This window comes from Pantoea sp. FN0302 (genome assembly GCF_050113775.1).
GTDB classification, from domain to species: Bacteria; Pseudomonadota; Gammaproteobacteria; order Enterobacterales; family Enterobacteriaceae; genus Mixta; species Mixta alhagi.
In genome coordinates this window covers 1288099-1310705 of sequence record NZ_JBNJSM010000001.1, presented here as the reverse complement: position 1 = coordinate 1310705, position 22607 = coordinate 1288099, and the positions used below count along the sequence as shown (strand labels likewise).

21 protein-coding genes are annotated in these 22607 nt (G+C 54.3%); 6 read left to right on the top strand and 15 right to left on the bottom strand.

Annotation, left to right across the window (positions count from 1 at the left end; translation table 11 throughout):
• Window positions 1–347 precede the first annotated feature (347 nt).
• Window positions 348–839, top strand: coding sequence for an ATP-independent periplasmic protein-refolding chaperone Spy (spy, locus tag ACQE32_RS06030; RefSeq protein ID WP_426972767.1), 492 nt, complete (start codon window positions 348–350; stop codon window positions 837–839).
• A gap of 78 nt (window positions 840–917) precedes the next feature.
• Here spy and ACQE32_RS06025 read toward each other — a convergent pair whose 3' ends face one another.
• The 4 genes from ACQE32_RS06025 to ACQE32_RS06010 all read right to left on the bottom strand — a co-directional run bounded on the left by ACQE32_RS06025 (window position 918) and on the right by ACQE32_RS06010 (window position 5307).
• A complete protein-coding gene (locus ACQE32_RS06025) occupies window positions 918–1949 on the bottom strand; it encodes an SDR family oxidoreductase (RefSeq protein WP_426972765.1) in 1032 nt (343 codons plus the stop codon).
• 96 nt (window positions 1950–2045) lie between these two features.
• Complete coding sequence (gene cho / locus ACQE32_RS06020; protein ID WP_426972764.1) at window positions 2046–2909, bottom strand: excinuclease Cho; 864 nt, start codon at window positions 2907–2909, stop codon at window positions 2046–2048.
• Between the two features lie 258 nt (window positions 2910–3167).
• Window positions 3168–3995: an ammonia-dependent NAD(+) synthetase gene (nadE, locus tag ACQE32_RS06015; RefSeq protein ID WP_426972763.1), complete on the bottom strand. Its 828-nt coding sequence runs from the start codon at window positions 3993–3995 to the stop codon at window positions 3168–3170.
• A 121-nt stretch (window positions 3996–4116) separates the two neighbouring features.
• Window positions 4117–5307, bottom strand: a complete 1191-nt coding sequence (locus ACQE32_RS06010; RefSeq protein ID WP_426972762.1) for a multidrug effflux MFS transporter — start codon at window positions 5305–5307, stop codon at window positions 4117–4119.
• A gap of 282 nt (window positions 5308–5589) precedes the next feature.
• Between ACQE32_RS06010 and osmE the strand changes: the two genes are divergently transcribed.
• Window positions 5590–5925, top strand: coding sequence for an osmotically-inducible lipoprotein OsmE (gene osmE, locus ACQE32_RS06005; protein WP_085071865.1), 336 nt, complete (start codon window positions 5590–5592; stop codon window positions 5923–5925).
• Between the two features lie 131 nt (window positions 5926–6056).
• Here osmE and ACQE32_RS06000 read toward each other — a convergent pair whose 3' ends face one another.
• The 7 genes from ACQE32_RS06000 to hxpB form a co-directional block, all read right to left on the bottom strand.
• Window positions 6057–6443, bottom strand: a complete 387-nt coding sequence (locus ACQE32_RS06000; RefSeq protein ID WP_427021485.1) for a DUF6515 family protein — start codon at window positions 6441–6443, stop codon at window positions 6057–6059.
• A gap of 137 nt (window positions 6444–6580) precedes the next feature.
• The gene (katE, locus tag ACQE32_RS05995; protein WP_426972758.1) at window positions 6581–8845 is read right to left on the bottom strand and encodes a catalase HPII; all 2265 of its coding nucleotides are present in this window, start codon (window positions 8843–8845) and stop codon (window positions 6581–6583) included.
• 229 nt (window positions 8846–9074) lie between these two features.
• Window positions 9075–10466: an L-cystine transporter gene (locus tag ACQE32_RS05990; protein WP_426981604.1), complete on the bottom strand. Its 1392-nt coding sequence runs from the start codon at window positions 10464–10466 to the stop codon at window positions 9075–9077.
• A gap of 190 nt (window positions 10467–10656) precedes the next feature.
• Window positions 10657–11232, bottom strand: a complete 576-nt coding sequence (locus ACQE32_RS05985; RefSeq protein ID WP_085071861.1) for a metal-dependent hydrolase — start codon at window positions 11230–11232, stop codon at window positions 10657–10659.
• Window positions 11233–11356: 124 nt separating this feature from the next.
• The gene (gene kduD / locus ACQE32_RS05980; RefSeq protein WP_426972755.1) at window positions 11357–12118 is read right to left on the bottom strand and encodes a 2-dehydro-3-deoxy-D-gluconate 5-dehydrogenase KduD; all 762 of its coding nucleotides are present in this window, start codon (window positions 12116–12118) and stop codon (window positions 11357–11359) included.
• Between the two features lie 22 nt (window positions 12119–12140).
• Complete coding sequence (kduI, locus tag ACQE32_RS05975) at window positions 12141–12977, bottom strand: 5-dehydro-4-deoxy-D-glucuronate isomerase (RefSeq protein ID WP_426972754.1); 837 nt, start codon at window positions 12975–12977, stop codon at window positions 12141–12143.
• A gap of 251 nt (window positions 12978–13228) precedes the next feature.
• Window positions 13229–13900 (bottom strand): hexitol phosphatase HxpB, encoded by a 672-nt coding sequence (hxpB, locus tag ACQE32_RS05970; protein WP_426972752.1) that lies wholly within the window; start codon window positions 13898–13900, stop codon window positions 13229–13231.
• Window positions 13901–14060: 160 nt separating this feature from the next.
• On the opposite strand from hxpB, the gene ACQE32_RS05965 reads away from it, so the two are divergent.
• A complete protein-coding gene (locus ACQE32_RS05965) occupies window positions 14061–14597 on the top strand; it encodes a YniB family protein (protein WP_426972751.1) in 537 nt (178 codons plus the stop codon).
• Window positions 14598–14627: 30 nt separating this feature from the next.
• Here ACQE32_RS05965 and ACQE32_RS05960 read toward each other — a convergent pair whose 3' ends face one another.
• Both ACQE32_RS05960 and ghoS read right to left on the bottom strand, forming a co-directional pair.
• Entirely contained in the window at window positions 14628–15512 is an 885-nt protein-coding gene (locus tag ACQE32_RS05960) for a fructosamine kinase family protein (protein WP_427021484.1), read from the bottom strand.
• A gap of 74 nt (window positions 15513–15586) precedes the next feature.
• Window positions 15587–15880 carry a type V toxin-antitoxin system endoribonuclease antitoxin GhoS gene (ghoS, locus tag ACQE32_RS05955; protein ID WP_427021483.1) on the bottom strand — a complete coding sequence of 98 codons (294 nt, stop codon included), beginning with the start codon at window positions 15878–15880 and terminating at the stop codon, window positions 15587–15589.
• A gap of 202 nt (window positions 15881–16082) precedes the next feature.
• On the opposite strand from ghoS, the gene ACQE32_RS05950 reads away from it, so the two are divergent.
• Window positions 16083–17177: an ABC transporter substrate-binding protein gene (locus tag ACQE32_RS05950; protein ID WP_427021750.1), complete on the top strand. Its 1095-nt coding sequence runs from the start codon at window positions 16083–16085 to the stop codon at window positions 17175–17177.
• Between the two features lie 269 nt (window positions 17178–17446).
• The gene (locus tag ACQE32_RS05945) at window positions 17447–18208 is read left to right on the top strand and encodes a DUF481 domain-containing protein (RefSeq protein WP_426972746.1); all 762 of its coding nucleotides are present in this window, start codon (window positions 17447–17449) and stop codon (window positions 18206–18208) included.
• 58 nt (window positions 18209–18266) lie between these two features.
• Here ACQE32_RS05945 and ACQE32_RS05940 read toward each other — a convergent pair whose 3' ends face one another.
• Together ACQE32_RS05940 and fdhF are read right to left on the bottom strand one after the other, a co-directional pair.
• Complete coding sequence (locus ACQE32_RS05940; protein WP_427021482.1) at window positions 18267–18755, bottom strand: DUF1641 domain-containing protein; 489 nt, start codon at window positions 18753–18755, stop codon at window positions 18267–18269.
• Window positions 18755–21727, bottom strand: coding sequence for a formate dehydrogenase subunit alpha (gene fdhF / locus ACQE32_RS05935; RefSeq protein ID WP_427021481.1), 2973 nt, complete (start codon window positions 21725–21727; stop codon window positions 18755–18757). Before fdhF ends, ACQE32_RS05940 begins: the two co-directional genes overlap by 1 nt.
• 220 nt (window positions 21728–21947) lie before the next feature.
• Between fdhF and ACQE32_RS05930 the strand changes: the two genes are divergently transcribed.
• On the top strand, window positions 21948–22244 hold the full coding sequence (locus tag ACQE32_RS05930) for a hypothetical protein (protein WP_426972741.1): 297 nt from the start codon (window positions 21948–21950) through the stop codon (window positions 22242–22244).
• The last annotated feature ends 363 nt before the right edge of the window (window positions 22245–22607 follow it).

Genomic DNA, 22607 nt, shown 5'->3' with positions numbered 1-22607 from the left:
TAGGGCGAGGAAACAGCATATCTTTTGGCAAATGAATAAGCGCTCGCGCGGCAGCTCACAAAAACAGCGCAGGAAAAATCTTCCCACAGGCGTTAACTTTTTCTTTCCTCTATTCTGTGCTCAGGGTTACACTTCTCCACTATTCCCTCTTTTTTCCGCATAGTGTCATATTCTTTTGCAATTCTTCACCCTAATCTTCTTATTCTCTCCAGGATTGCTGCATCTTTATCTTCTATGCTTTCAGGGCTTTACTCAGACTCTGAGTACTTGACGTTTGGTGTCGTAGACTCATTTCCGTAGCAGCGACATCAGCTGTCGTCATAAAACTGATAAGTAAGGACAATACAATGCGTAAACTCACCTCTATTTTGGTAGCATCGGCTCTGGCTTTCGGTGCGGCGACCGTTGCTCACGCAGCAGATGAGATCACCCCGCCGCCGGCAGGCAGCGAGCAGGCGATGCATCATAAAGGTCCGATGGGACATGGCCCGATGGGGATGTTCAAAAATCTGAACCTGACAGATGCGCAGAAACAGCAGATGCGTGACATCATGAAAGATGCCCGCAAAGATATGAAACGTCCGTCACTGGAAGAGCGCCGCGCTAATCACGCGATTATCGCCGCCGATAGTTTCGACCGTAGCAAAGCGGAAGCGCAGGCTGAGAAAATGACCGCCAATGCGAAAGAAAACGCTCTGGCGATGATGGAAACGCAGAACAAACTGTATAACGTGCTGACGCCGGAACAGAAAAAGCAGTACAACGCTAATTTTGAGAAACGTCTGACTGAAAAGCCGATGCGTGACGGTAAGATGGCTCCACCGCCAGCTGACGAATAATCGTCGCGCGGAGTAATTCCTGAGACCGCCGACGTTGTCCATGGCCTTGTGCCGTGGGCAGCGTCGGCGGTTTTTTTATCAGAAGGTGCCGGTGCCGCCGTCAGAGCACCAGACCTGACCTGAAGAAAAGCTGCTTTCCGCTGAGGCCAGCGTGACATAGAGCGGGGCGATCTCAACCGGCTGCCCTGGTCGACCAAACGGCGCTTCCTCGCCAAATTTCATCACTTTTTCCATCGGCTGACCGCCGCTGGATTGTAATGGCGTCCAGTAAGGGCCCGGCGCAACGGCATTGACCCGAATCCCTTTTTCCGCCACCTGTTTTGCCAGTGCTTTGGTAAAGGCAATAATCGCTGCTTTGGTTTGCGCGTAGTCCAGCAGGATAGCGCTGGGTTTGCCTGCCTGCACCGAAGAGGTATTGACAATGGCTGAGCCCGGCTTCAGATGCGCCATTGCCGCTTTGGTGATCCAGAACATCGCGTAGACGTTAGTTTTGAAGGTTTTGTCGAACGACTCGGTGGTCAGATCGGTAATCGACTCCACATACTGCTGTCGGCCAGCATTGTTAACCAGGATGTCCAGCCCGCCAAGCTGCGTTGCCGCATCGTTAACCAGCTTCTGACAAAAAGCCTCATCGGTAATATCGCCAGGGATAGCAACCGCTTTACGGCCCGCCGCCTGAATCAGATCGATGACCTCTTTGGCATCCGACTCTTCTTCCGGCAGATAGTTAATTGCGACATCGGCACCTTCACGCGCGTAGGCAATCGCCACGGCACGGCCAATACCGGAATCGCCGCCGGTGATCAGCGCTTTGCGGCCGGTGAGACGTCCGCTGCCACGGTAGCTTTCTTCACCGTGATCGGGGCGCGGCACCATTTTACTGGCCAGGCCCGGCGGATCCTGCGGCTGGCGTTCAAAAGGGGGTTTGGGAAAAGCGTCGAGCGGATTTTTACCGGTTAGCGGCGGAACGTTGTTTGGGGCTGCACCGGCGCTGCCGCTTTCCGCTGCGCTGGCGCTGCCCGCCATAGCCATACCGGTAACCGCCATGCTGCCCATCAGGCCGCCAACCACCTGGCGACGAGAAAACTTACTGTGATCGTGTTGAGACATGTGTTCTCCTTTCCATCAGTAAAGTGTCTAACAAACGGCGACACAACTGATTAAAAGGTAGACGCAAATCACAGTTCATGCGAAGCGGTGCCGGGATCAGAGCGGGATAATCGGATATTTTCCGCTCAGCATCGGGCGGCAAAGATATTTGTAGCCGTCATTATCAAAGCCCTTCGGCGGACTGGTGAGACTTTTCGCCTCGTCGAGGTGGCTGACGGAGCCAAGGTAGAACCAGTTATGGATAATGTGCATCTGCGTTTCCTGCGGGCCTTCCTCCACCAGCGCGACGGCACCCGGCCACGGCCAGCACACTACGCGGACTTTCTCCAGCGCGGCCAGCAATCGCTGGTGATGATCGCTCACCGACTCTTTGCCACAGCAGGCGCCAGCACAGCGTTTCAGGCTGGCACGGAAACAGGCGCGATTTTTACTGTGGCTTTCCAGCCCCAGCAGGCCATAACAGAGCTGATGTTCATCGGCGACAGACTTGAGCGTCTCCTGCGCCGCACGGCGGCTGGAATAGAGCCCAAACAGGTTAGGCGAGGCGGAGAAATCGAGATCGCGCGCATAAACAATGGCGGGCTGAGAGAGGCCGTCCCATTGAAGCGAACAGAGCTGCCGGTTGCGCCGCAGCCGTTTGTTGAACAACGGCTGTTGATTTTTGATCATCTGTGCTTCCAGCAGCAGCGCCCCCAGCTCGCCGGCGGTGGTTATCCAGCTCAGACGGCGCGTCAGGCGCAGCATTTTTGCCTCATCCGGCGTGCGGAAATGTGACATTACCCGCGTACGCAAGTTAATGCTTTTGCCGATATAGAGCGGCATAACGTCGCTGTCGCCGTGAAATGTATAGACGCCGGGCAGCTTCGGAATGTCGGCCAGGAATGAGCGAAGATGATCGGGATATTCATAAATGGCCGCCGCTTCAAATTCAAGGCGGTGGCTGGCAGCACGTCTTACCACAGGTGACTCCGTTTACTGGTTGCATATCCAGTCTATCAGCCGGGGCGGAAATTGAACAGCGCAAAAAAACGGCGCATTGCAGGTTTTATCATCGCCCGTAGAAGGGAGTCAGATTGAGCCACCTGCGCATATTGCAAACATAATGGGTAGACTGGCCGGGCAAACGGAAGTTACGAAAAGGCTGAGCGGGGCGGAAAGAGAGAGAGCCAAAAGCGAGCAAGCGAGCAGGCCGCATGCGGCAGTCTGCCCGCAGAGCGATTATTTTTTCCAGTAATCGTCAAAAACGGTGACCGGCAGGCGACGCTTATGCTCGGTTTTCAGATACCAGCCTTCTATCGTTTTGGCGGCAGATTCATCGATCTGCTGGCCTTCAAGATAGGCATCGATTTGACCATAGCTAACGCCCAGCGCCACTTCATCCAGCAGGCCCGGGCGATCGTCTTCCAGATCTGCCGTTGGGTGTTTGAGATAGAGGTGCTGCGGGCAGCCCAGCTCTTTTAGCAGCATTTTGCCCTGGCCTTTGGTCAGGCGATGCAGCGGGTTAATATCAGTGCCGCCGTCGCCATATTTGGTAAAGAAGCCGGTAACCGCTTCAGCCGCATGGTCGGTACCCACCACCAGGCCCTGGGTCATGCCGGCGATGCTGTATTGCGCCTTCATACGTTCGCGCGCTTTTTCATTGCCGCGTACAAAATCGCTAAGCTCAATACCTGCCTCTTTCAGCGCGCGCTCGCTGGCCTGCACTGCTTCTTTGATGTTTACCACCAGCGTACGATCGGGCTGAATAAAATCGAGCGCATCCTGACAATCTTTTTCATCCGCCTGCACGCCGTACGGCAGACGCACGGCAATAAACTGATAGGCGCTGTTACCGGTTTCTTCGCGCAGTTCGCTGATAGCCAGCTGGCTCAATTTGCCGCAGAGGGTAGAATCCTGACCGCCGCTGATGCCCAGCACCAGGGTTTTTAAAAAGGGATGGGCTTTCAGATAGGATTTCAAAAACTCAACGCTGGTACGAATTTCCTCTCTGGCATCGATCGTCGGCTTGACATCCAGCGCCTTAATTATTTCCTGCTGCAGTGACATAAACCACTCCTTAAATCAGTAGCCTGATGGCTCGTTGCGAATGCGTATCTGTTAAAGCTAACGTGCATCAGGCAAAACGACAAGCGGGTTTGCGCCTGAGAAATGTTCAGGCGCGGTTAATTCAGACAGTTTGCGGTTTTTTTGCCAGCAGGATAAAGGTTGTGATTGCCAACACGTAACAGCCAAAGATGGTAAAGGTCATGGTTAATACCGAGGTGCCGCCCAGGCCGGTAACCGGCACGCTGATCGCCCCAAGGGTAAACATGGTGACGCCAATCACCGCCGAGGCGCTGCCTGCGCGTTTGCCCTGGCTTTGCATCGCCAGCGATGCGGCGGTAACGGAGATGACGCCATTGCTGGCCACGGTAAAGAACAATGCCACCAGCACCAGCGGCAGCGCTGCGCCAGTGAGACCGGTTAAAACCAGACTGGTGGAAGCCATAAACGCCAGCATCAGACCGCCTTTCAGCACGCGATATTCACCCCACAGCGGACAGAGGCGGGCGCTGGTTTGTGATGCGATAATCAGCCCCAGCCCGTTCAGCGCAAAGCAGAAGCTGAACGCCTGCGGCGACAGGCCGTAGATCTGCTGCAGCACAAAAGGCGATGCGCCGATATAAGCGAACATCCCGGACATCATAAACCCCTGCGTCAGGCAGAACCCCATAAAGGGACGGTGGGTGACCACTTTGCCCAGAGCTCCCCAGGCAGAGAGCAGGGAGCCATGGCTACGCTGCTCAGGCGGCAGGGTTTCATGCAGCTTAACGCGCACCATAATCAGCAGCAGCAGCGGGATCAGCGCCAGCACCATAAATAGCCCGCGCCAGTCAAGGACAGCCATCAACGCGCCGCCCATCACCGGTGCGGCAATCGGGGCCAGACCATTCACCAGCATCAGCAAAGCAAAAAAGCGCGTTAAATCGTGTCCGCTATACATGTCGCGGGCAATAGCGCGTGACAGGACCGCGCCGCCAGCGCCAGCCAGCCCTTCAAACAGGCGCGCCAGTAATAGCTGGTCGATGTTTTGCGCCAGCGCGCAGCCTACCGAAGCAATAATCAACAGGATCAGCGACAGATTCAGCGGTCGCAGACGGCCCATTTTATCGCTGAGCGGGCCAAACAGTAACTGTCCTACGCCCAGCCCAAGCAGACCGGCAGTGAGGCTTAGCTGCGCGGTAGCAGTGGGCGTGTTCAGGTCTGCAGCCAGGTCAGGCAACGCCGGCAGATAAAGATCGATGCATAGCGGCCCTAACGCCGCCAGCAGGCCAAGGCTTATCGCATAGCCAATAGGGTTACGATGGGTTGATGTCATGTTGTTTTTATCTCCCTGTCTAAAACGGTGTGGCATGTTGTGCATTTATTGCGCAGACCTCTGCGGACTGCACTATCGCTGCGGGGGCAGGCGGCGCGATTATACGGTTTTACGCCTGGTTTCCCCACGGTTTCGCCGGGCAATGATTTCGCCGGGCAATGACCCTTGCGCAACGCTAAATCGGAGTCGGCTGAAAACCAACAAATCTGCGGCATAAATTTGATAAATCAGTAGTTGTGTTCCAGGATTACTTCACATGGACAATGAATGAGGAACATAAAGATGAAAAAACTCACAGGATTTATTGGTGCTGCAGTGGCTTTAGCGGTGTTATCTGGCTGTACCGCTTACGATCGTGCTGAAAGTTTCGTTACTCAGCCCGTCGTGAAGGATGTGAAAAAAGGCATGACGCGTGAACAGGTTCGTCAGGTAGCTGGCCCGGCGTCTACTGAAATCACCATGGTACACGCGCGCGGTACCTGTCAGACTTATGTACTGGGCGAGCGTGATGGCAAACCGCAGACCTATTTTGTCAGCTATAACGACACAGGTCGCGTGATGAACTACGGCTTCCAGAGCTGTAAAGAGTACGATACCGATCCGCAGGCCAATCAGTAAGGTCTGAACGAAATTAGCAGGGGCGGCCTAAGGCCGCCCCTGCTGTTTCTGCTTTCTGTTTATCTTGATGGTTGTTCCATCAGACAGGGCCGCTGCACAACAGACTTTCCTGCGTCCTATATTATCCCGGTCTATAGCCCCGGCGGACGCGGTACCTCAAGATATTCCCCGTCAATATTGCGTTCATAGTAGTGCCCATCCTGCACATAATAGCGTCGCCCGTTGTAGTCAAGCGCATGCATGCTGTTGTCGAGCGTAACGCGTTCTGCAGGCGGTTTTACTACCACGCAGTTTTCTCCATGGCGTTGGTAATAGGTGCCGTTGAGTAAGTAGTAAGTGAGGCCGCCAATCAACACGGCGGTTGCCGCCTCTGGCAGGAAGCTAAAGGGGGCCGGACGTCCCCAGCCGGGACCGCCGCCGCCATGGTGCCAGCCCGGGTCCGGTTCGCCTGGATGGGCCAGGGCAATAACCGGTGTGGTTAGCGTCAGGGCAAGTAGCGATGCGATAACCTTTTTCATGATAATTCGCCTGCATTAACTCACAGCAGAATCGATCTAAACGTGGGAATAAACAAGCGGGGAAGGGAGGATTTAGCGCATGGTTACTATGCTTAACGCTTCCTTAACGTGGCGGGCTAAATAGCCCGCCAACGGCATCAGGCTGGTACGCTTAGCGCTTTCTGGCTGCGAGACCAGATACGGTGCGCGCCGAGAGAAGCGATAAACTCGCTCATCAGTACTCCTTCGGCTTTCACATCCTCAACCAGTCCTTCTTCAGGCTCATCGTCGCCCAGGCCAAACTGCGCTTTGAAACGGCGAGCATCGCCGCTCAGGCCGATAACCTTCAGATGTTTATAAGCCTCCAGCAGATAATAGCGCGCATCGCCGCTCAGCAGCAGCGCATCAATATTACCGTCCGGCACAATCACCGCATCCACCGTAACCGAAGGCAGGCCGCTAAAGGTGCCGTCAATCGGCAGGCTGGAGCCATCATCGGCACGCACCTGTCCCATATGCGAGGCCAGTAGCCTGGCGTGCACGCCGTGCGCTTTCAGCTCCTGCAAAATCGCCAGCACGTCGGCCGCTTTCACGCCGTCGCTCACCAGCAGAGCAACCTGACGGCCTTTGATATTGCCGTTCGAGATGGCATACAGGCTCAGGCTGGCATCCTTTTTCAGGCCGTTAACATCTTTAGGCGGCGCGGTATGCAGTTTTTCATCCGACAGTGCAATGCCCAGATTCTGCGCCACGCCGTGCGCCAGCGACACATCAATATGCAGCAGATGATCCACGACGCGCTCGCGAATATAGGCACGCGCGACTTTACCCAACTCGAAAGAGAAGGCTTCAATAATATGCTGCTGCTCAATTGGCGTCTGGCTTAGCCAGAACAGACGCGGCTGGGAATAGTATTCGCCGAACGATGGGCTGCGCTCACGTACCTTGTGGCCTTCGATGCGCTCCTGATAACTTTCAAAACCGCCACGGCGCGGCTGCGGCGGCGTTTCGCGCGGCCAGTTATCGTTGATAGAGTTCGGTTCATAGTTCGCTGGATTAGTATCAATATCCATGCGATGCATGCCCTGGCGCTGGAAGTTATGGTAAGGGCAGACCGGGCGGTTAATAGGAATTTCATGGAAATTCGGACCGCCAAGGCGACTGATTTGCGTATCGGTATAGGAAAAGAGGCGACCCTGCAGCAGCGGATCGTTAGTAAAGTCGAGTCCCGGCACAATATGGCCCGGATGGAAGGCAACCTGCTCGGTTTCGGCAAAGAAATTATCCGGGTTGCGGTTCAGCACCATTTTACCGATCAGCTCTACCGGCACCAGCTCTTCAGGGATCAGCTTGGTGGCATCCAGCAGATCAAAATCAAACTTAAATTCGTCCGCTTCCGGGATCAGCTGCACGCCGAGTTCATATTCCGGATAATCGCCTGCCTCAATCGCTTCCCACAGATCGCGGCGATGGAAATCAGGGTCGCGGCCGGTCAGCTTTTGCGCCTCGTCCCACAGCAGCGACGCTTTGCCTGCCACCGGCTTCCAGTGGAAACGGACAAAGGTTGCTTTACCTTCTGCGTTAATCATGCGGAAGGTATGAATGCCAAACCCTTCCATGGTGCGATAGCTGCGCGGAATACCGCGATCGGACATTGCCCACATCACGTTATGCAGCGTTTCCGGCTGCAGCGAAACGTAATCCCAGAAGGTATCGTGCGCGCTTTGTCCCTGCGGGATTTCATTATGCGGTTCGGGTTTCACCGCATGGACAAAGTCAGGAAATTTATGCGCATCCTGAATAAAGAACACCGGCGTATTATTGCCCACCAGGTCAAACACGCCTTCCTGCGTATAAAATTTGGTGGCGAAGCCGCGAATATCCCGCACGGTATCGGCGGAACCGGCGCTGCCCTGAACCGTGGAGAAACGGACAAAGACCGGGGTGACCTGACTGGGATCGCGCAGGAAATCCGCTTTGGTGATGTCGCTCATGGAGCGATAGGGCTGGAAATAGCCGTGCGCCGCTGAACCGCGCGCATGCACGATACGCTCAGGAATGCGTTCATGGTCAAAATGCGTGATTTTTTCACGCATGATGAAATCTTCCAGCAGCGTCGGTCCGCGCGTCCCCGCCTTCAGTGAGTTTTGATCGTTGGCGATGCGCGTCCCCTGATTGGTGGTCAGCGGAAAGTTCTCACCGCCTTTGCGGTGCGCGTCCAGCTGATCGAGTTTGGCGTTACGCGTGGTGGGCGACTTGAGGCTTCCCGGCGCGGTAGGCTGTTTGCCTGGCGGCGTCGGTTCGGAAGAGGGTTGATGCGATCCATCCGCTGGGGCTAAAGAATCCAGACCTGGCCTGGCGGATTCGGGGCCTGTAGCCGGTGCGCTGTGGCTCAGCTCCTTATTATCGGTTTCTTTCGACATTAGCATTGCTCCTGTTGATGTCGTTTAAGGCTCCATTAACTATAGAACAGCACATTAGGTACGCCTGGAATTTCCGGGATTTTGTGTTATAGCGCATTAAGGCGGTTGAAAAGAAAATGTCTTCAGGCGAGCCACAGAGAAAAAAATAAGGGCCGGAAAATCCGGCCCTTAAGGGGTTTGTCCGACCTGAACGCAGCAGGCTCAGGTTCACTGTCAGGGCACAGCGGCGTTAGCGATGTGCCAGTTCGCTATGATCGTCGCTATTAAGCAGCGCCTTGTCTGTCTGGCGCAGCCAGCGGCTGGTGAGGGAACCGGCCGTCATTGAACCATTAACGTTCAGTGCGGTGCGGCCCATATCGATCAGCGGCTCAATAGAGATAAGCAGGGCAGCCAGAGTAACCGGAAGCCCCATCGCCGGCAGTACCAGCAGCGCGGCAAAGGTCGCACCGCCGCCGACGCCCGCCACACCGGCTGAGCTCAGCGTCACGATACCAACCAGCGTGGCGATCCATACCGGATCCAGCGGGTTGATGCCCATGGTCGGCGCAACCATTACTGCCAGCATAGTAGGATAAAGACCGGCACAGCCGTTCTGTCCGATAGTGGCACCGAATGAGGCGGAGAAGCTGGCGATAGATTCCGGCACGCCGAGACGCTGGGTCTGTGCTTCCACGTTAAGCGGAATAGAAGCGGCGCTGGAGCGGCTGGTAAAGGCAAAGGTGATCACTGGCCAGACCTTACGGAAAAAGCGCAGCGGATTAATGCCGTTAACCGACAGCAGCAGGGCATGTACGCCAAACATAATCGCCAGGCCCAGATATGAGGCCACCACAAAGCCGCCGAGCTTGATGATATCCTGCAGGTTAGAGCTGGCCACCACCTTGGTCATCAGCGCCAGCACGCCATATGGCGTCAGCTTCATAATCAGGCGAACCAGCTTCATTACCCACAGCTGTAAAACCTCAATCGCTTTCAGGACGCGCTCACCTTTTTCCCGGTCATCCTTTAACAACTGCAAGGCGGCAACGCCAAGGAAAGCGGCAAAAATCACCACGCTGATAATGGAGGTGGGGTTAGCACCGGCCAGATCGGCAAAGGGATTTTTCGGGATAAAAGAGAGCAGCATTTGCGGCGCGCTGAGATCGGCAACTTTACCCGCATAGTTAGACTGAATGGCCGACAGACGAGCCGTTTCCTGCACGCCCTGCACCAGACCTTCGGCGGTCAGACCAAACAGGGTAGTGACAAATACCCCGACCAGCGCCGCGATAGCGGTGGTAAACAGCAGGACGCCAATGGTCAGCGCGCTGATTTTTCCCAATGCGGAGGCGTTATGCAAACGCGCCACGGCGCTGAGAATAGAGACAAATACCAGCGGCATCACGATCATCTGCAGCAGCTGAACGTAACCGTTGCCTACCACGTTAAACCAGCTAATCGACTCTTTCAGTACCGCTGCGTTGTCTCCGTAGATCAGATGCAGCGCCAGGCCAAACAGCACGCCAATGACCAGACCCACCAATACTTTTTTCGACAGGCTCCAGCCCTGGCGGCCAAGCCGGGATAACACCACCAGCAGGACGATAAACGTCAAAATATTCAAAATAAGCGGAACATTCATTTTTTTTCTCCATGAGATTACCCCACCGCCGCGTTAAAACGCAGCCTGTGGGGTCGGAAGAAGTGTTTTTATCGGCGCAGTGTGTTGCGCAATGGGCGAAATGGTATCAGGTCAGCACCTGACGCCATTAGATCCGAATGGAATGGGTTATAACTTTTTGTCTGATTTTGTATGCAAATGCAGCAGGCGCTTAGTTCAACAGACGATCGATGCCCGTCTGTACATTATTCATTACGCGGGCAGGCCAGCCGTCCGCACCGAACTGGGGCATGCCAGGCGGAAACCATAACGCCCCGGCAACCAGCGCCAGGCAGAACAGACGTTCCAGCTGGTTGCCTGATTTTGTGTTTAATAGCGGCAGTCGAAAGCGCCAGCGGCATGGCCACAACAGCGGCACGCCAGCGGGCGTGAGCATATCAGCCGCAATATGACTGAGATAGCCTAATACCATGCCGTGCATGGCATCGCCCGGCAACGGCGAACCGTGCGGCAGATTAAACTGTAGCAGCACGATGCCGCCCAGCACCGCCAGTAAACTATGGGTAAAGCCCCGATGCCCGAACGCCCGCGCAATGGGCTGGGAAATCCAGCGAAAACGCTGCCCAAGGGTTGAGCGGGGATGATCGATATCAGGCAGCAGGCAGGTCAGCAGAACCGCCGGAATAATATGCCACCAGTCGCCGTTAGCCAGCTCTGGCGTAAGCTCAGCGCGCTTGGCAAAAATAGCGCTGGCAATGGCGAAAATAACGTGGCCTTCGGCCGTCATGGAGATAACCTGGATACATAACTGTCAATGTATCCAGTATAGGGGATTTATACAGTAGAATGGAAGTTGTGACGCTGTAACCAAAAGTGAATACCGGACAGAGCCAGGCCCTGTCCGGTAACCATTAGCGTGCCAGCCAGCCGCCGTCAACCGCCAGCGTATAGCCGTTAACATAATCAGAAGCGGATGAAGCCAGGAATACGACCGGCCCCATCATATCGTCCGGTTTACCCCAGCGTCCGGCCGGAATACGGCCAAGAATTTCCTGACTGCGACCTTCATCGTTACGTAGCTGCTCGGTGTTGTTGGTTGCCATATAGCCCGGTGCGATGGCGTTAACATTAATGTTATGCGCCGCCCACTCATTGGCCATCAACCGCGTCAGGCCCATTACCGCGCTTTTAGACGCGGTATAAGATGGCACCCGAATTCCGCCCTGGAAAGAGAGCATGGAGGCGATATTGATGATTTTGCCGCCGTTGCCCTGACTGATAAACTGACGCGCCACCGCCTGCGAGAGGAAGAATACCGTTTTGCTGTTGATATTCATCACGTCATCCCAGTTCTGCTCGCTGAATTCAATCGCGTCCTGGCGGCGAATAATACCGGCGTTGTTAACTAAAATATCGATACGACCAAAGGCGGCAACCGCCTGTTGCACCACTTGCGGGATGCAGCTGCTGTCCATCAAATTGGCATTGATGTTGATAAAGCGGCGGCCGGTAGCTTCCACCAGCGCGGGCGTGTCATCCGCGCCAGAGTGGTTAACGCCGACGATATCACAGCCCGCCTGCGCCAGCCCTACAGCCATTCCCTGACCCAGACCCGTATTACAGCCGGTAATCAGCGCCACTTTTCCTTCGAGGTTAAATGCATTCAGTATCATTTTTTGCTTCCTGTAATCGTCGTTAACGCAGTTCACTGACTTTGACGTGATCCATATCGTCAAAGACCTGATTTTCACCCACCATGCCCCAGATAAAGGTATAGCGTTTGGTGCCGACGCCGGCATGAATCGACCAGCTCGGCGAAATTACCGCCTGCTCGTTATGCACCAGCAGATGACGCGTTTCCTGCGGCTGACCCATCATATGAAACACGGCGGTTTCCTCATCCATATCGAAGTAAAAGTAAACTTCCATACGGCGTTCGTGGGTATGGCAGGGCATGGTGTTCCACAGGCTGCCTTCTTCGAGTTTGGTCAGGCCCATGGTGAGCTGGCAGGTTGGTAACACATCCGGCACGATAAATTTATTAATGGTGCGGCGGTTGCTGGTGGCGGGATCGCCCAGCGTGGCAGTCGAGGCCTCTTCCAGGGTGATTTTTTTATCCGGGTAACGCGTATGGGCCGGGGCGCTGTTGTAATAAAATTTAGCGGGCTGGCTGGCATCTACGCTTTTAAACACCACCGACTGCGCGCCCATGCCCACATAGAGCGCCTGCTGGTTACCAATTTCCCAGGCTTTGCCATCAACTTCAATCAGGCCCGGCCCGCCAATATTGATCACGCCCAGTTCGCGGCGTTCCAGAAAATAACTCACACCCAGTTGCTTACCCACTTCGCTGCCGATAGTGACGCTTTCACGCACCGGCATTACGCCGCCGACGATAATGCGGTCGATATGGCTGTAGGTCATGGTGTAGTTGTCAGCCGTGAATATGTTCTCAATAAGAAATTCGCGGCGTAAGCCAGCCGTATCAAGCTGACGGGCATGGTCGCTATGGATGCTTTGACGAACTTGCATGTCGATGCCTCTCTGAGGTTAGAACCTATAAATCAGGAATACGCTTGTCGTTAACAGAATCATAGGCAGGTCGGCATGCGAATTCAATAAAAATGAAATGGTGTTTTATTTATTTTGCACGTCGGATCATATTTGCGGAAAAAACAGTGGGGCTAAAGCAGGGCGTGGCAGCGATCGGAGACCAGCAGCAGAGTCAAAGTGACAGGGCGCAAAGGAAATAGCCTGCCTGCAAAGCGCAGGCAGGGTAAAAGTCAGTAGCCCTTTAACTGCTGGGCAGTGAGCTGTAACAGCGAATCCAGCTTAACGTCCGCCAGCGCCCAACGCCCATCGCTGCGATATTCAGCTGCGGGAACCACGACCGAGCGCATACGCGCCGCTTTAGTGGCAATCATGCCGTTAAAGGAATCTTCCAGCGTGACGCAGTTTAACGGATCCACGCCGAGACGTGCCGCGGCATCCAGATAGACCTGCGGATGCGGTTTGCTGTAGGGTAGCGCCTCGGCGGAGACCAGCACCTCGAAATAGTCGCGCAGATTAAACAGTGCCAGTACTTTTTCCAGCATATGCAGCGGTGAGGCGGAAGCCAGACCGATTTTTAAACCCTCAGACCGGCAGAGCTGCAGCGCCTGCTCCACGCCCGGCAACAGCGGTTTCTTCTCTTCCACCAGATTGATGGCGCGGGTAATGATGCGGTCGGTAACCTCCTGCTGGCTGGGTCCATTCCACGGCAGCGTTTCGAACCACATGCGCACCACCTGATCGATACGCAGGCCCAGCGTATCCGGCAGTTCGCTACGGCGCGACAGATCAACATCCAGCGTGGCGAATACATCCATTTCCGCCTGATCCCATAAGGGTTCAGAATCAATCAGCAAACCGTCCATATCAAATATCGCGGCCAGTACAGGTCGGGTGTAGGTCATACAAGGCTCCATTTTCACATTTTGTCTTTAACATAGCATGAAGCTTTCCAGCAGGCATGGTGGGACTCACAGGATAAAATAATTAGCAGCGCTTTTTTCCAGGCGCTTTTCCCTGACAGCGGGTAGACTTACTGCCAGACAACAGGTGCAAGGAGAAACCATGACTTATCAACAGGCTGGCCGTGTTGCCATTATCAAACGCGTGGCTGGCTGGATTATTTTTCTACCGGCGCTGGTTTCCACGTTGGTATCGCTAATGAATTTTATGTTCACGCACAGCGAAAAGCGGCCCGGCATTGATGCGGTGCTGCTCGATTTTATTCACGTGATGATCGATATGATCCGTTTCAATACGCCGTTTCTTGGTTTTTTCTGGCGTAATTCGCCGGTGCCCGACTTTAATGCGGGTGGCAATATCGGTTTCTGGCTTATCTATATCCTGATTTTTGTGGGTCTGGCGCTGCAGGCATCGGGCGCACGTATGTGGCGTCAGTCGCGCCATATAAAAGAAGGGCTCGAAGATATGCTGATCCTGGAACAGGTAAAAGGCGAGGAAGGGCGCAGCCGACAGCAGCTGGAGGAAAAAATCGTGGTGCCACGGCACACTATTTTCCTGCAAATCTTCCCGCTCTATGTGTTGCCGATCGTTATCGCCCTGGCAGGCTACTTTGTACTGTCAGTAACCGGTTTTATCTGAACAGCGTAACGGGCCTGAACAATGATCGCTTCAGGCCCGATTTTTCTGTTGCTCATCCCGTTCCAGCAGCAGGCCCACCGCGCGCTGCGCCTCACTTAGCCAGGCACCGCCAAACACATTGGCGCGGTTGAGCAGGTAATAAAGCTGATAAACTGGCTGACGCTGTGGATAATCCTCCGGCAGCGGCCATTCCGACTGATAACCTGCCAGAATGTTTTCCGGAAAAGCAGGATAGCGGGAAAGCATCGCCAGATCGCATTCACGATCGCCCCAGTAGCAGGCGGGATCGTAGATCCACGGTCCGCTTTCGCTGCCCGCGCAGTTAGTGGGCCATAAATCGCCGTGCAACAGCGAGGGCTGAGGATGATGAGTCGCCAGTGCGCGCTGAACGCAATCGATAATCAACTCGGTATTACCGTACAAAATGCCTTTTTCCGCCGCCAGCTGGAGCTGCCAGCCTATCCGCTGCTCGGAAAAGAAGCGCGACCAGCGACGCACCCAGACATTGGGCTGAGGCGTAGTGGTAATATTATTGTCGAAATCAAGACCGAAATGGGGCTGTTCGCTCCACTGATGCAGGCGGGCAAGCTGCTGCCCCAGCTGAAAGGCGCTGGCTTCATCCAGCGGGCGCGGCTCAATATACTCCAGAAGCAGAAAACTGTAATCGCGATCGCTGCCGATGCCATACACTTTCGGCACGCGTACCGTCTGGCTGCGTGCCAACAGCGCCAGCTGATCCGCTTCGGCGGTAAAGGCGCTCAGCATCTCCTGCGTATTGCACTTCATAAAGAGTTGATGTTCGCCATAGCGAATTTGCCAGGCAGCATGAACTTCACCGGCAGGCAGCTCCGTGCGCTGGGTAATTTCCGCATGTCCTAATTGTTCATTCAACAGACGACTTATGGCTGACCACATGGGGTTATCCTCATTCTCGCTGTGTAATGACAGAGCATAAAATCGGCGCCAACGCGCAGCTCGCTCTTCAGGCGTTAAGGGCGGTTCTGCTGGATATAATCCACAAAGGTTTGTACCTCCACCTCCGGCTCACTCTCCAGCGCGACTTCGCCGAGGCTGATGGCTTGCTGACGGATCTCATCAGCGCTTTTAGCGCTGACGATGCCGTAACTGTTGGTACCCAGCTCGTGCGTATGGCCCTCATCATCCTGCAGAGTAGCGCTAAAACCGCTGTTAGCCATCGCGCTGTTGAGTTCAAGACCGGCAGCCAGCCCCTTGTCCTGGTAACGAAAGGTAACAACATACCGGGTCACACTTGATGGGCTCATATTCACCTCGTTGTTCCCGAAAGAATTTTCAGCTTAGACCATCACTGCCAAAGCGGCGAATCAGTAACAAAACAGGTTTGATAATGCGATTAATTATCATTATTATCATGTCGCTAACCTTTTGAATAATAGTTGAACAGGCACCGTCTGTGACAAGGAGAACGATGTGCATCGCGCAATAAAATTTTCTGCCTCGGTTGTTATGCTGGCAGCTTCCGCATCGGCCGTAGCAACCACTTATCCCGTTACCCTGACTGATTTCGATGGGCAGAAAATCACCCTGGCTAAGGAGCCGCAGCGAATCGTGGTTCAGGACGGACGCGATATTCTTGCGCTGGCGCTGCTCGATCGCGCGGATCCTTTTCAGCGCGTCGTGGCCTGGAATAACCTGTTAAAGAAAAGCGACGGGCACACCTGGCAACTGATGCTGGGCAAATGGCCGCAGGCTGAGCATATTACCGATATGGGCTTCAGCGATAAGGGTGAGGTAAATCTTGAAAGCGTTATCGCCCAGCGGCCAGATTTAATGATTGCACAGCTGCGCTCAAAACCGTCGTTAACCCAGACCGGCGTGCTGGCAAAGCTTAAGCAGTTGAATATTCCGGTGCTGTTTATCGATACCTTTAAAAACCCGGTAAAGGATGCGCCAGCCAGCGTAACGCTGTTGGGTGAGGCGCTTAATCGCGAGCAGGAAGCGCAGCAGTACACCGATTTTTATCAGCAGCACTACCAGGCAATTCAGGATAAGGTGCGGACGGTTTCCCCGAAACCGCGCATCTTTATTGAAGCCAAAGCCGGGCTGGCCGGGCTGGAATCGTGCTGCTTTACCCACGGCCATGTTGGCTGGGGTTCTATGGTGGAAGCGGTCGGCGCGACCAATATTGGCTCAGAGCTGCTGCCGGGTGCAACTGGCGAGGTATCGCTGGAGAAGGTGATCGCCATGAAACCGGACGCCTATATCGTGTCGGGTTCACAGTGGGCAAGCAAAAATAATGCGGCCGTGCCGTTCGGCTATGGCGTAACGCAGCAGCAGGTTGATGTGGCATTTAATAAAATGAAACAGCGCCCGGGCTTTGCACAGTTACAGCCAGTGAAAGAAGGGCATTTTTATGGCGTTTATCATAATTTCTATAATCACCCATGGAATATTGTGGGTATTGAATATCTGGCGAAATTTATTTATCCGCAGCCATTCGCTCAGCTTGATCCAGCCAACAGCTGGCATGAAATCGTCACGCGTTTTACTACCATCCCGGAAGGCCAGGGCGTATTAGGCTCGGCGGCTCCACAAAAGTAACTGCGGTTTTAAGCACGCTTTTCGGCGTGCTTTTCTTTGATAACAAAGGGAAATAAATATTTTTCCAGCCGTGCTGCGTTTCGCCTGATTACCCTTTATAATGCGCGCCGTTAATAAGAAAATTCCAATTCATGACATCTTTTCCTTTGGATGCTTAGGTATTCACGCTGTTTAACGCCTGTTTACAATATTTACGGTAAGTGACGTTGATTGCAGCGTAAAACCCTTCAGACTCTCCCTTTTTTAAACTGTCGTACGGATCACAATAAATGAATTTGCTTAATAAGTTTTCTGCTGCGCTATTACTTTCTGCGGGCGCTTTCTGTCATCAGGCCATGGCTGATAACACCGTATTTACCGTTATGGATGACCCCTCTACCGCTAAAAAAACCTTTGAAGGCAATGCGGCGGCGGGTTATTTAGCACAGACGGGAAACACCAAAAGTTCTTCATTAACCGCACAGACCAATATGACATGGTATCAGCCGAATACCGCGTACAGCCTGTGGGGCAACGCAGCCAACACGTCTTCTAACGATGAGCGTTCTTCCGAAACCTATCAGGTAGGTGGACGTACACGTTATAACATGACCGACCATGACTATCTGTTCGGTCAGGCCAGCTGGCTTAGCGATCGTTTTAACGGCTATGATTCGCGTGATGTGCTGGCTGCCGGTTACGGTCGTCAAATCCTGAACGGCCCGGTGCATTCGCTGCGTGTGGAATTCGGTCCGGGCGTACGCTATGACGATTTCCATGACGGCGGACATGAAACGCAGGGACTGGGCTACGGTGCGATGAGCTATCAGTGGCAGATGACCGATACCACTAAGTTTATTCAGGGTGCCTCGGTGTTGAGCAGCTTTAATGACAACACCACGGTTAACTCTGAGACCGGCCTGCAGGTAGCAATTAACGCGCACTTTGCACTGAAGGTGACCTATAACGTGACCTGGAATAACAATCCGCCAGAGTCTGCGCCGGATCATACCGATACCAAAACGCAGGTTCTGCTCTCCTACGCGATGTAAAAACCGGTTTTACTGCGTGTGATAACAAAGGGCTGCCAGAGGCAGCCCTTAAATATTCTCAGGCATGGCTGTCTTTACCGGTAAAGGCGCTGATGGGTTTGTCCGGTGCCGGTTGCTCCATCGCGGTAGCGAACGCCTTTAAGCCGGCGACCAGCGGCATCACCGCATGCCACAGACTCTCATCGTGCAGCAACTTCCAGGTGCCGCTGACGCCGGGTGCAACCTCATGGTGCTGTTGGGTTTCAGCGTGCTGGTTCACTGCGTTTAAGGCTGATTTCACCGCGTAAACCGTTTTATGAAACTGCCCTGGCGGAATATCAGACAGCGCCATCAGCAATACTGAAAGGTTTTGCATCGCATTCTGCGAGCCCGGTTTGTTTAATCCCTCTACCAGAACTTTGGCAATCTGCGTGTTGGCTGAAACCATATCGTTGGCCAGACGCAGAAAACCGTGATGGTGCAGGCTGTGCAGTAGCTCATGCAACGCATCGTGTGCATCAGGTTCGGTTTTGGGTGGCGGGACATCATAATTTATCGGTTCAGCCATTAAAATTTCTCCGGATGTTGGGTGTGTTCAGGGGGAAGGGTATAACCCTCTTGCTGCCATTTGATTTCGATCGGCAGTCGGGTTTGCGGCGTGCGGCTGCCGTAGCGGAAGTTTTGATGCGGCAACGGCTCGGCCAGCGGTGGGTGCGCCAGCTTAACCATTTTTACCGCAATCTCTTTATAGGCCGGAGTGTTTACATCTGGATCGTGGTGGTCGCCGGTCAGACCATTAACGCCCGGCTTGCCATAGTGGATCGGCATAAACAGCACGTTGCCCGCGACACGATCGCTGACAATCACCGGCACCTCAATTGCGTTACGGCGCGATGCGATGCTCACCCAGTCGCCCTGCTGGAGTTGGCGCGCCTCGGCCAGCTGTGGACTGATCTCCACAAAGCCGTTTGGCGAAAGCGAAAACATACGGTCGCCGCGTCCGGTCTGGTTGGTGGACTGAAAATGCTCCAGCATCCGGCCATTGTTTAACCAGAGATCGTATTCGTCATCTGGCGCCTCCTGCGGCGGCTGCCAGTGAATGGGATAGAGTACCGCTTTGCCGTCGGGAAATTTAAAACCGTCGGTATAGAGCAGCGGGGTGCTGCTGCCGTCCGGCTTCACCGGCCACAGCTGAGACCGCCAGCCGCTGAGCTGCTGATAATCCACCCCAGCGAAGATATCGGCGATGCGTGCGGCTTCGGCCATGATCTCACCCGGATGGGTATAATTCCAGGGATAACCCAGCCGGGCGGCGAGATCGGTAAGAATACGCCAGTCGGGCAGGCTGTCGCCCAGCGGCGGCATCACCTCGTAAAAACGCTGGATGCGGCGCTCGGTATTAACATAGGTTCCCTCTTTTTCTACGCTGGGGCAGCCCGGCAGCACCACATCGGCAAAGGCCGCGGTGCGGCTCATAAAGATATCCTGCACCACCATAAACTCCAGCTTACTGAACGCCTCATGCACCCTGGTGGAGTTTGCATCGGAAAAGGCGGTTTCCTCACCAATGATATACATCGCTTTTAACGCGCCCTGATGCGCGTGTTCGATCATTAAATAATTATCCGCTCCCGCCTGGTCTGAGAGCGTTTCTGGCGTAACGCCCCAGGCATGAGCCCACTTCTCCCGCACCGCAGGGACGGTAACCTTTTCGTAGCCCGGATAAATATTGCTCAGACAGCCGAAGTCGCTGGCACCCTGCACATTATTATGTCCGCGCATCGGATAGCCGCCGGTGCCTGGCCGACCATAATTGCCGGTAACCAGCAGCAGGTTCGAGAGAGCGGTGCTGGTATCCGCGCCGTGGCTGTGCTGGGTAATGCCCATGGCCCACAGGATAGAGACCCGTTCCGCCTGGCCGATCATTTCCGCCGCGCTAATCATCTCTTCAACGCTCAGGCCGGTCTGCTCGCTGACCTCGTTCAGGGTAAAAGGCGCCAGCGAGGCGCGGTACTCCTCCAGCTGGTTGACCTTTCCGGCAAGAAACGCCGCATCAGCATAGTTATGTTCAAACATATAACGGGACATGGCCGAGGCCCACAGGCTGTCGCTGCCGGGTTTGATGCGCAGGTACAGATCGGCACGCTCGGCCATTTCATGTTTGCGCGGATCCACCACCAGCAGTTTTTGTCTGTGATGTTTTTGCGCGGCCTTGATGCGCGAGGCGATAACCGGATGGTTTTCCGCCAGGTTGCTGCCGACAATCACGATTAAATCAGCTTTTTGCAGATCCTCTATCGTGCCTGCGTCGCCGCCATAACCCACGGTGCGGAACAGTCCTTCGGTCGCCGGGTTCTGGCAGTAACGCGAAGAGTTATCGACATTGTTGGTGCCAAAAATCAGGCGGGCAATTTTCTGCGTCAGGTAAGCTTCTTCATTACTGCCTTTGCTGGAACCGATAAACCCGATACTGTCGCCGCCGTGCTGCGTGGCGATGGTTTTGAGCCGTTGTGCGACGAGATCCAGCGCCTCATCCCAGCTGGCCGGACGAAAGCGCCCGTTTTCACGGATCAGCGGTGTGGTCAGTCGTTGCGGACTGTTCACGAAATCCCAGCCAAATTTGCCTTTCAGGCAGGTTGAAATGCCGTTTACCGGCGCATCCGCCACCGGCTGAACTTTCAGGATATGGCGATCGCGCGTCCACATTTCGAAGCTGCAGCCGACGCCGCAATAGGTGCAGACGGTTTTGGTTTTTTTGATCTCTTTCTGCCGCATCGCCATATCTATCAGCGAAACGCCGGTAACAGGCTGCGCGCCAATGGTGTTTTCCAGCGACTTCACTAACTCAATCATGGGGCGTTTGAGATCTTCCGGCATTGCGGTAAAAGGCCCGGCGTCAGGCTGCATGGTTTTTTCCAGCAGTGCGTTACAGGGACAAACGGTAACGCAGTGGCCGCAGCTGACGCAGCTGGATCCAGCAATTTCGGTGCCGCCATCCCACAATACGCGCGGATGTTCCGCACCGTAGTCAATAGAGAGCGTTTCATTGACCTCAACGTTCTGACACGCCTCTACACAGCGACCACACAGAATGCACTGATCGGGATCATAGGTGTAGAAAGGGTTACTTTCATCTTTGAGATAAGGTTTACGTTGATAGGGATAGTACTGAATAGGGATACGCATATCGGCGACGGTATTATGCAGCGTGCAGTCGCCGGTATTGTGTTCGCACAGGGTACAGTAGAGTTCGTGACGCGCCAGCAGTCGATCCATGCCTTCTTTCTGCGCGGCTTTCGCTTCAGGCTGATGGCTGGAAATCTCCATGCCATCCCAGGTTCGCAACGTACAGCCGCGCACCAGCTCACCCTGATATTCAACCCAGCAGACATCGCACGATTGCAGCGGAGGCAGGGCAGGGTGATAACAGACGTGCGGCAAGATTTTTTCCTGGGCTTGTAAAAAATCAATCAGAGGCTGGTCAGCTTCACCGCTCAGGTGTTCGCCGTTATAAATAATGGTGCAGGTGTTCTGGCTCATCAGGCGCTCTCATAAGGCAATGCATCATGACCACTTCCTGTGTGCTTTCCCTGTTTTCGTAAAGTTATGTCATTGAAGGTAGACCCTGACGCTATTCCCGGCAAAAGGGCTGTGATAAAAAACCTGATTTCAAATGATAAAAATTATTTCAAACAGTGGCGCGCCTGCGGTTGCTGCCTACGCTTTAAAGTAAGGCTGGCTAAAGCGGGAGGGCCTTATCATGAGTGAAGTTATGTCATTACTGTCCGGGGGCTGGAGTTGGATACTGGGAGGGCTGGCGCTTATTGCCGGGCTTGCCGGCTCTTACTTTGGTGGAAAAAAAATTGGCAAGACGCAAGAGAAGGCTCGCGGGGATGTGGCAGCGGCAGAGCTGCAAACCCAACAGGCTGAGGCGATTGCAAAAAAACAGGCGGATAATATTAAGGTGGCTAAGCATGTGGAAACGTCTAACGCTACTGTCAGTGACGCTGCTGCTCGTGACAAGCTGCACCGGTCGAAGTACAACGTCGATGATTGACCGCGCCAGCGTCGATTCATCCTGTACGTTATTTCAGCCTATCTATACGCATGGCAAAGATGCCGAGGTGATGGACGTTCGCACGATACGCGCGATCAATACGCATAATGAGCTGTGGGACAGGCTCTGCAGTGAAGAAAAACAGTAAGGAGAACCTTTTCCTGAATGTGCTAACGGCCCGCTGATGCGGGCCGCTTTCTTTTGTAGGTCACGGCAAACACCTGTTTAACATCATCCCTTTAGCGTGTAAGATGTCCGCTCTTCAACTCTTACCCGGCCGGGCACTTCTGCATCTTGTCCCTGGCTGCGTACCAAATTAACAACTGTGGGTTAGTTTTGGCCGGTAATCCGTTGAAAATTAAC

What these genes read in the sequence shown, in the direction of transcription:
- spy (WP_426972767.1), top strand. Translation starts at nt 348, where the DNA reads ATGCGTAAACTCACCTCTATTTTGGTAGCATCGGCTCTGGCTTTCGGT.
- ACQE32_RS06025 (WP_426972765.1), bottom strand. Translation starts at nt 1,949, where the DNA reads ATGTCTCAACACGATCACAGTAAGTTTTCTCGTCGCCAGGTGGTTGGC.
- nadE (WP_426972763.1), bottom strand. Translation starts at nt 3,995, where the DNA reads ATGTCACTGCAGCAGGAAATAATTAAGGCGCTGGATGTCAAGCCGACG.
- ACQE32_RS06010 (WP_426972762.1), bottom strand. Translation starts at nt 5,307, where the DNA reads ATGACATCAACCCATCGTAACCCTATTGGCTATGCGATAAGCCTTGGC.
- osmE (WP_085071865.1), top strand. Translation starts at nt 5,590, where the DNA reads ATGAAAAAACTCACAGGATTTATTGGTGCTGCAGTGGCTTTAGCGGTG.
- ACQE32_RS06000 (WP_427021485.1), bottom strand. Translation starts at nt 6,443, where the DNA reads ATGAAAAAGGTTATCGCATCGCTACTTGCCCTGACGCTAACCACACCG.
- katE (WP_426972758.1), bottom strand. Translation starts at nt 8,845, where the DNA reads ATGTCGAAAGAAACCGATAATAAGGAGCTGAGCCACAGCGCACCGGCT.
- ACQE32_RS05990 (WP_426981604.1), bottom strand. Translation starts at nt 10,466, where the DNA reads ATGAATGTTCCGCTTATTTTGAATATTTTGACGTTTATCGTCCTGCTG.
- ACQE32_RS05985 (WP_085071861.1), bottom strand. Translation starts at nt 11,232, where the DNA reads ATGACGGCCGAAGGCCACGTTATTTTCGCCATTGCCAGCGCTATTTTT.
- kduD (WP_426972755.1), bottom strand. Translation starts at nt 12,118, where the DNA reads ATGATACTGAATGCATTTAACCTCGAAGGAAAAGTGGCGCTGATTACC.
- kduI (WP_426972754.1), bottom strand. Translation starts at nt 12,977, where the DNA reads ATGCAAGTTCGTCAAAGCATCCATAGCGACCATGCCCGTCAGCTTGAT.
- hxpB (WP_426972752.1), bottom strand. Translation starts at nt 13,900, where the DNA reads ATGACCTACACCCGACCTGTACTGGCCGCGATATTTGATATGGACGGT.
- ACQE32_RS05965 (WP_426972751.1), top strand. Translation starts at nt 14,061, where the DNA reads ATGACTTATCAACAGGCTGGCCGTGTTGCCATTATCAAACGCGTGGCT.
- ACQE32_RS05960 (WP_427021484.1), bottom strand. Translation starts at nt 15,512, where the DNA reads ATGTGGTCAGCCATAAGTCGTCTGTTGAATGAACAATTAGGACATGCG.
- ghoS (WP_427021483.1), bottom strand. Translation starts at nt 15,880, where the DNA reads ATGAGCCCATCAAGTGTGACCCGGTATGTTGTTACCTTTCGTTACCAG.
- ACQE32_RS05950 (WP_427021750.1), top strand. Translation starts at nt 16,083, where the DNA reads ATGCTGGCAGCTTCCGCATCGGCCGTAGCAACCACTTATCCCGTTACC.
- ACQE32_RS05945 (WP_426972746.1), top strand. Translation starts at nt 17,447, where the DNA reads ATGAATTTGCTTAATAAGTTTTCTGCTGCGCTATTACTTTCTGCGGGC.
- ACQE32_RS05940 (WP_427021482.1), bottom strand. Translation starts at nt 18,755, where the DNA reads ATGGCTGAACCGATAAATTATGATGTCCCGCCACCCAAAACCGAACCT.
- fdhF (WP_427021481.1), bottom strand. Translation starts at nt 21,727, where the DNA reads ATGAGCCAGAACACCTGCACCATTATTTATAACGGCGAACACCTGAGC.
- ACQE32_RS05930 (WP_426972741.1), top strand. Translation starts at nt 21,948, where the DNA reads ATGAGTGAAGTTATGTCATTACTGTCCGGGGGCTGGAGTTGGATACTG.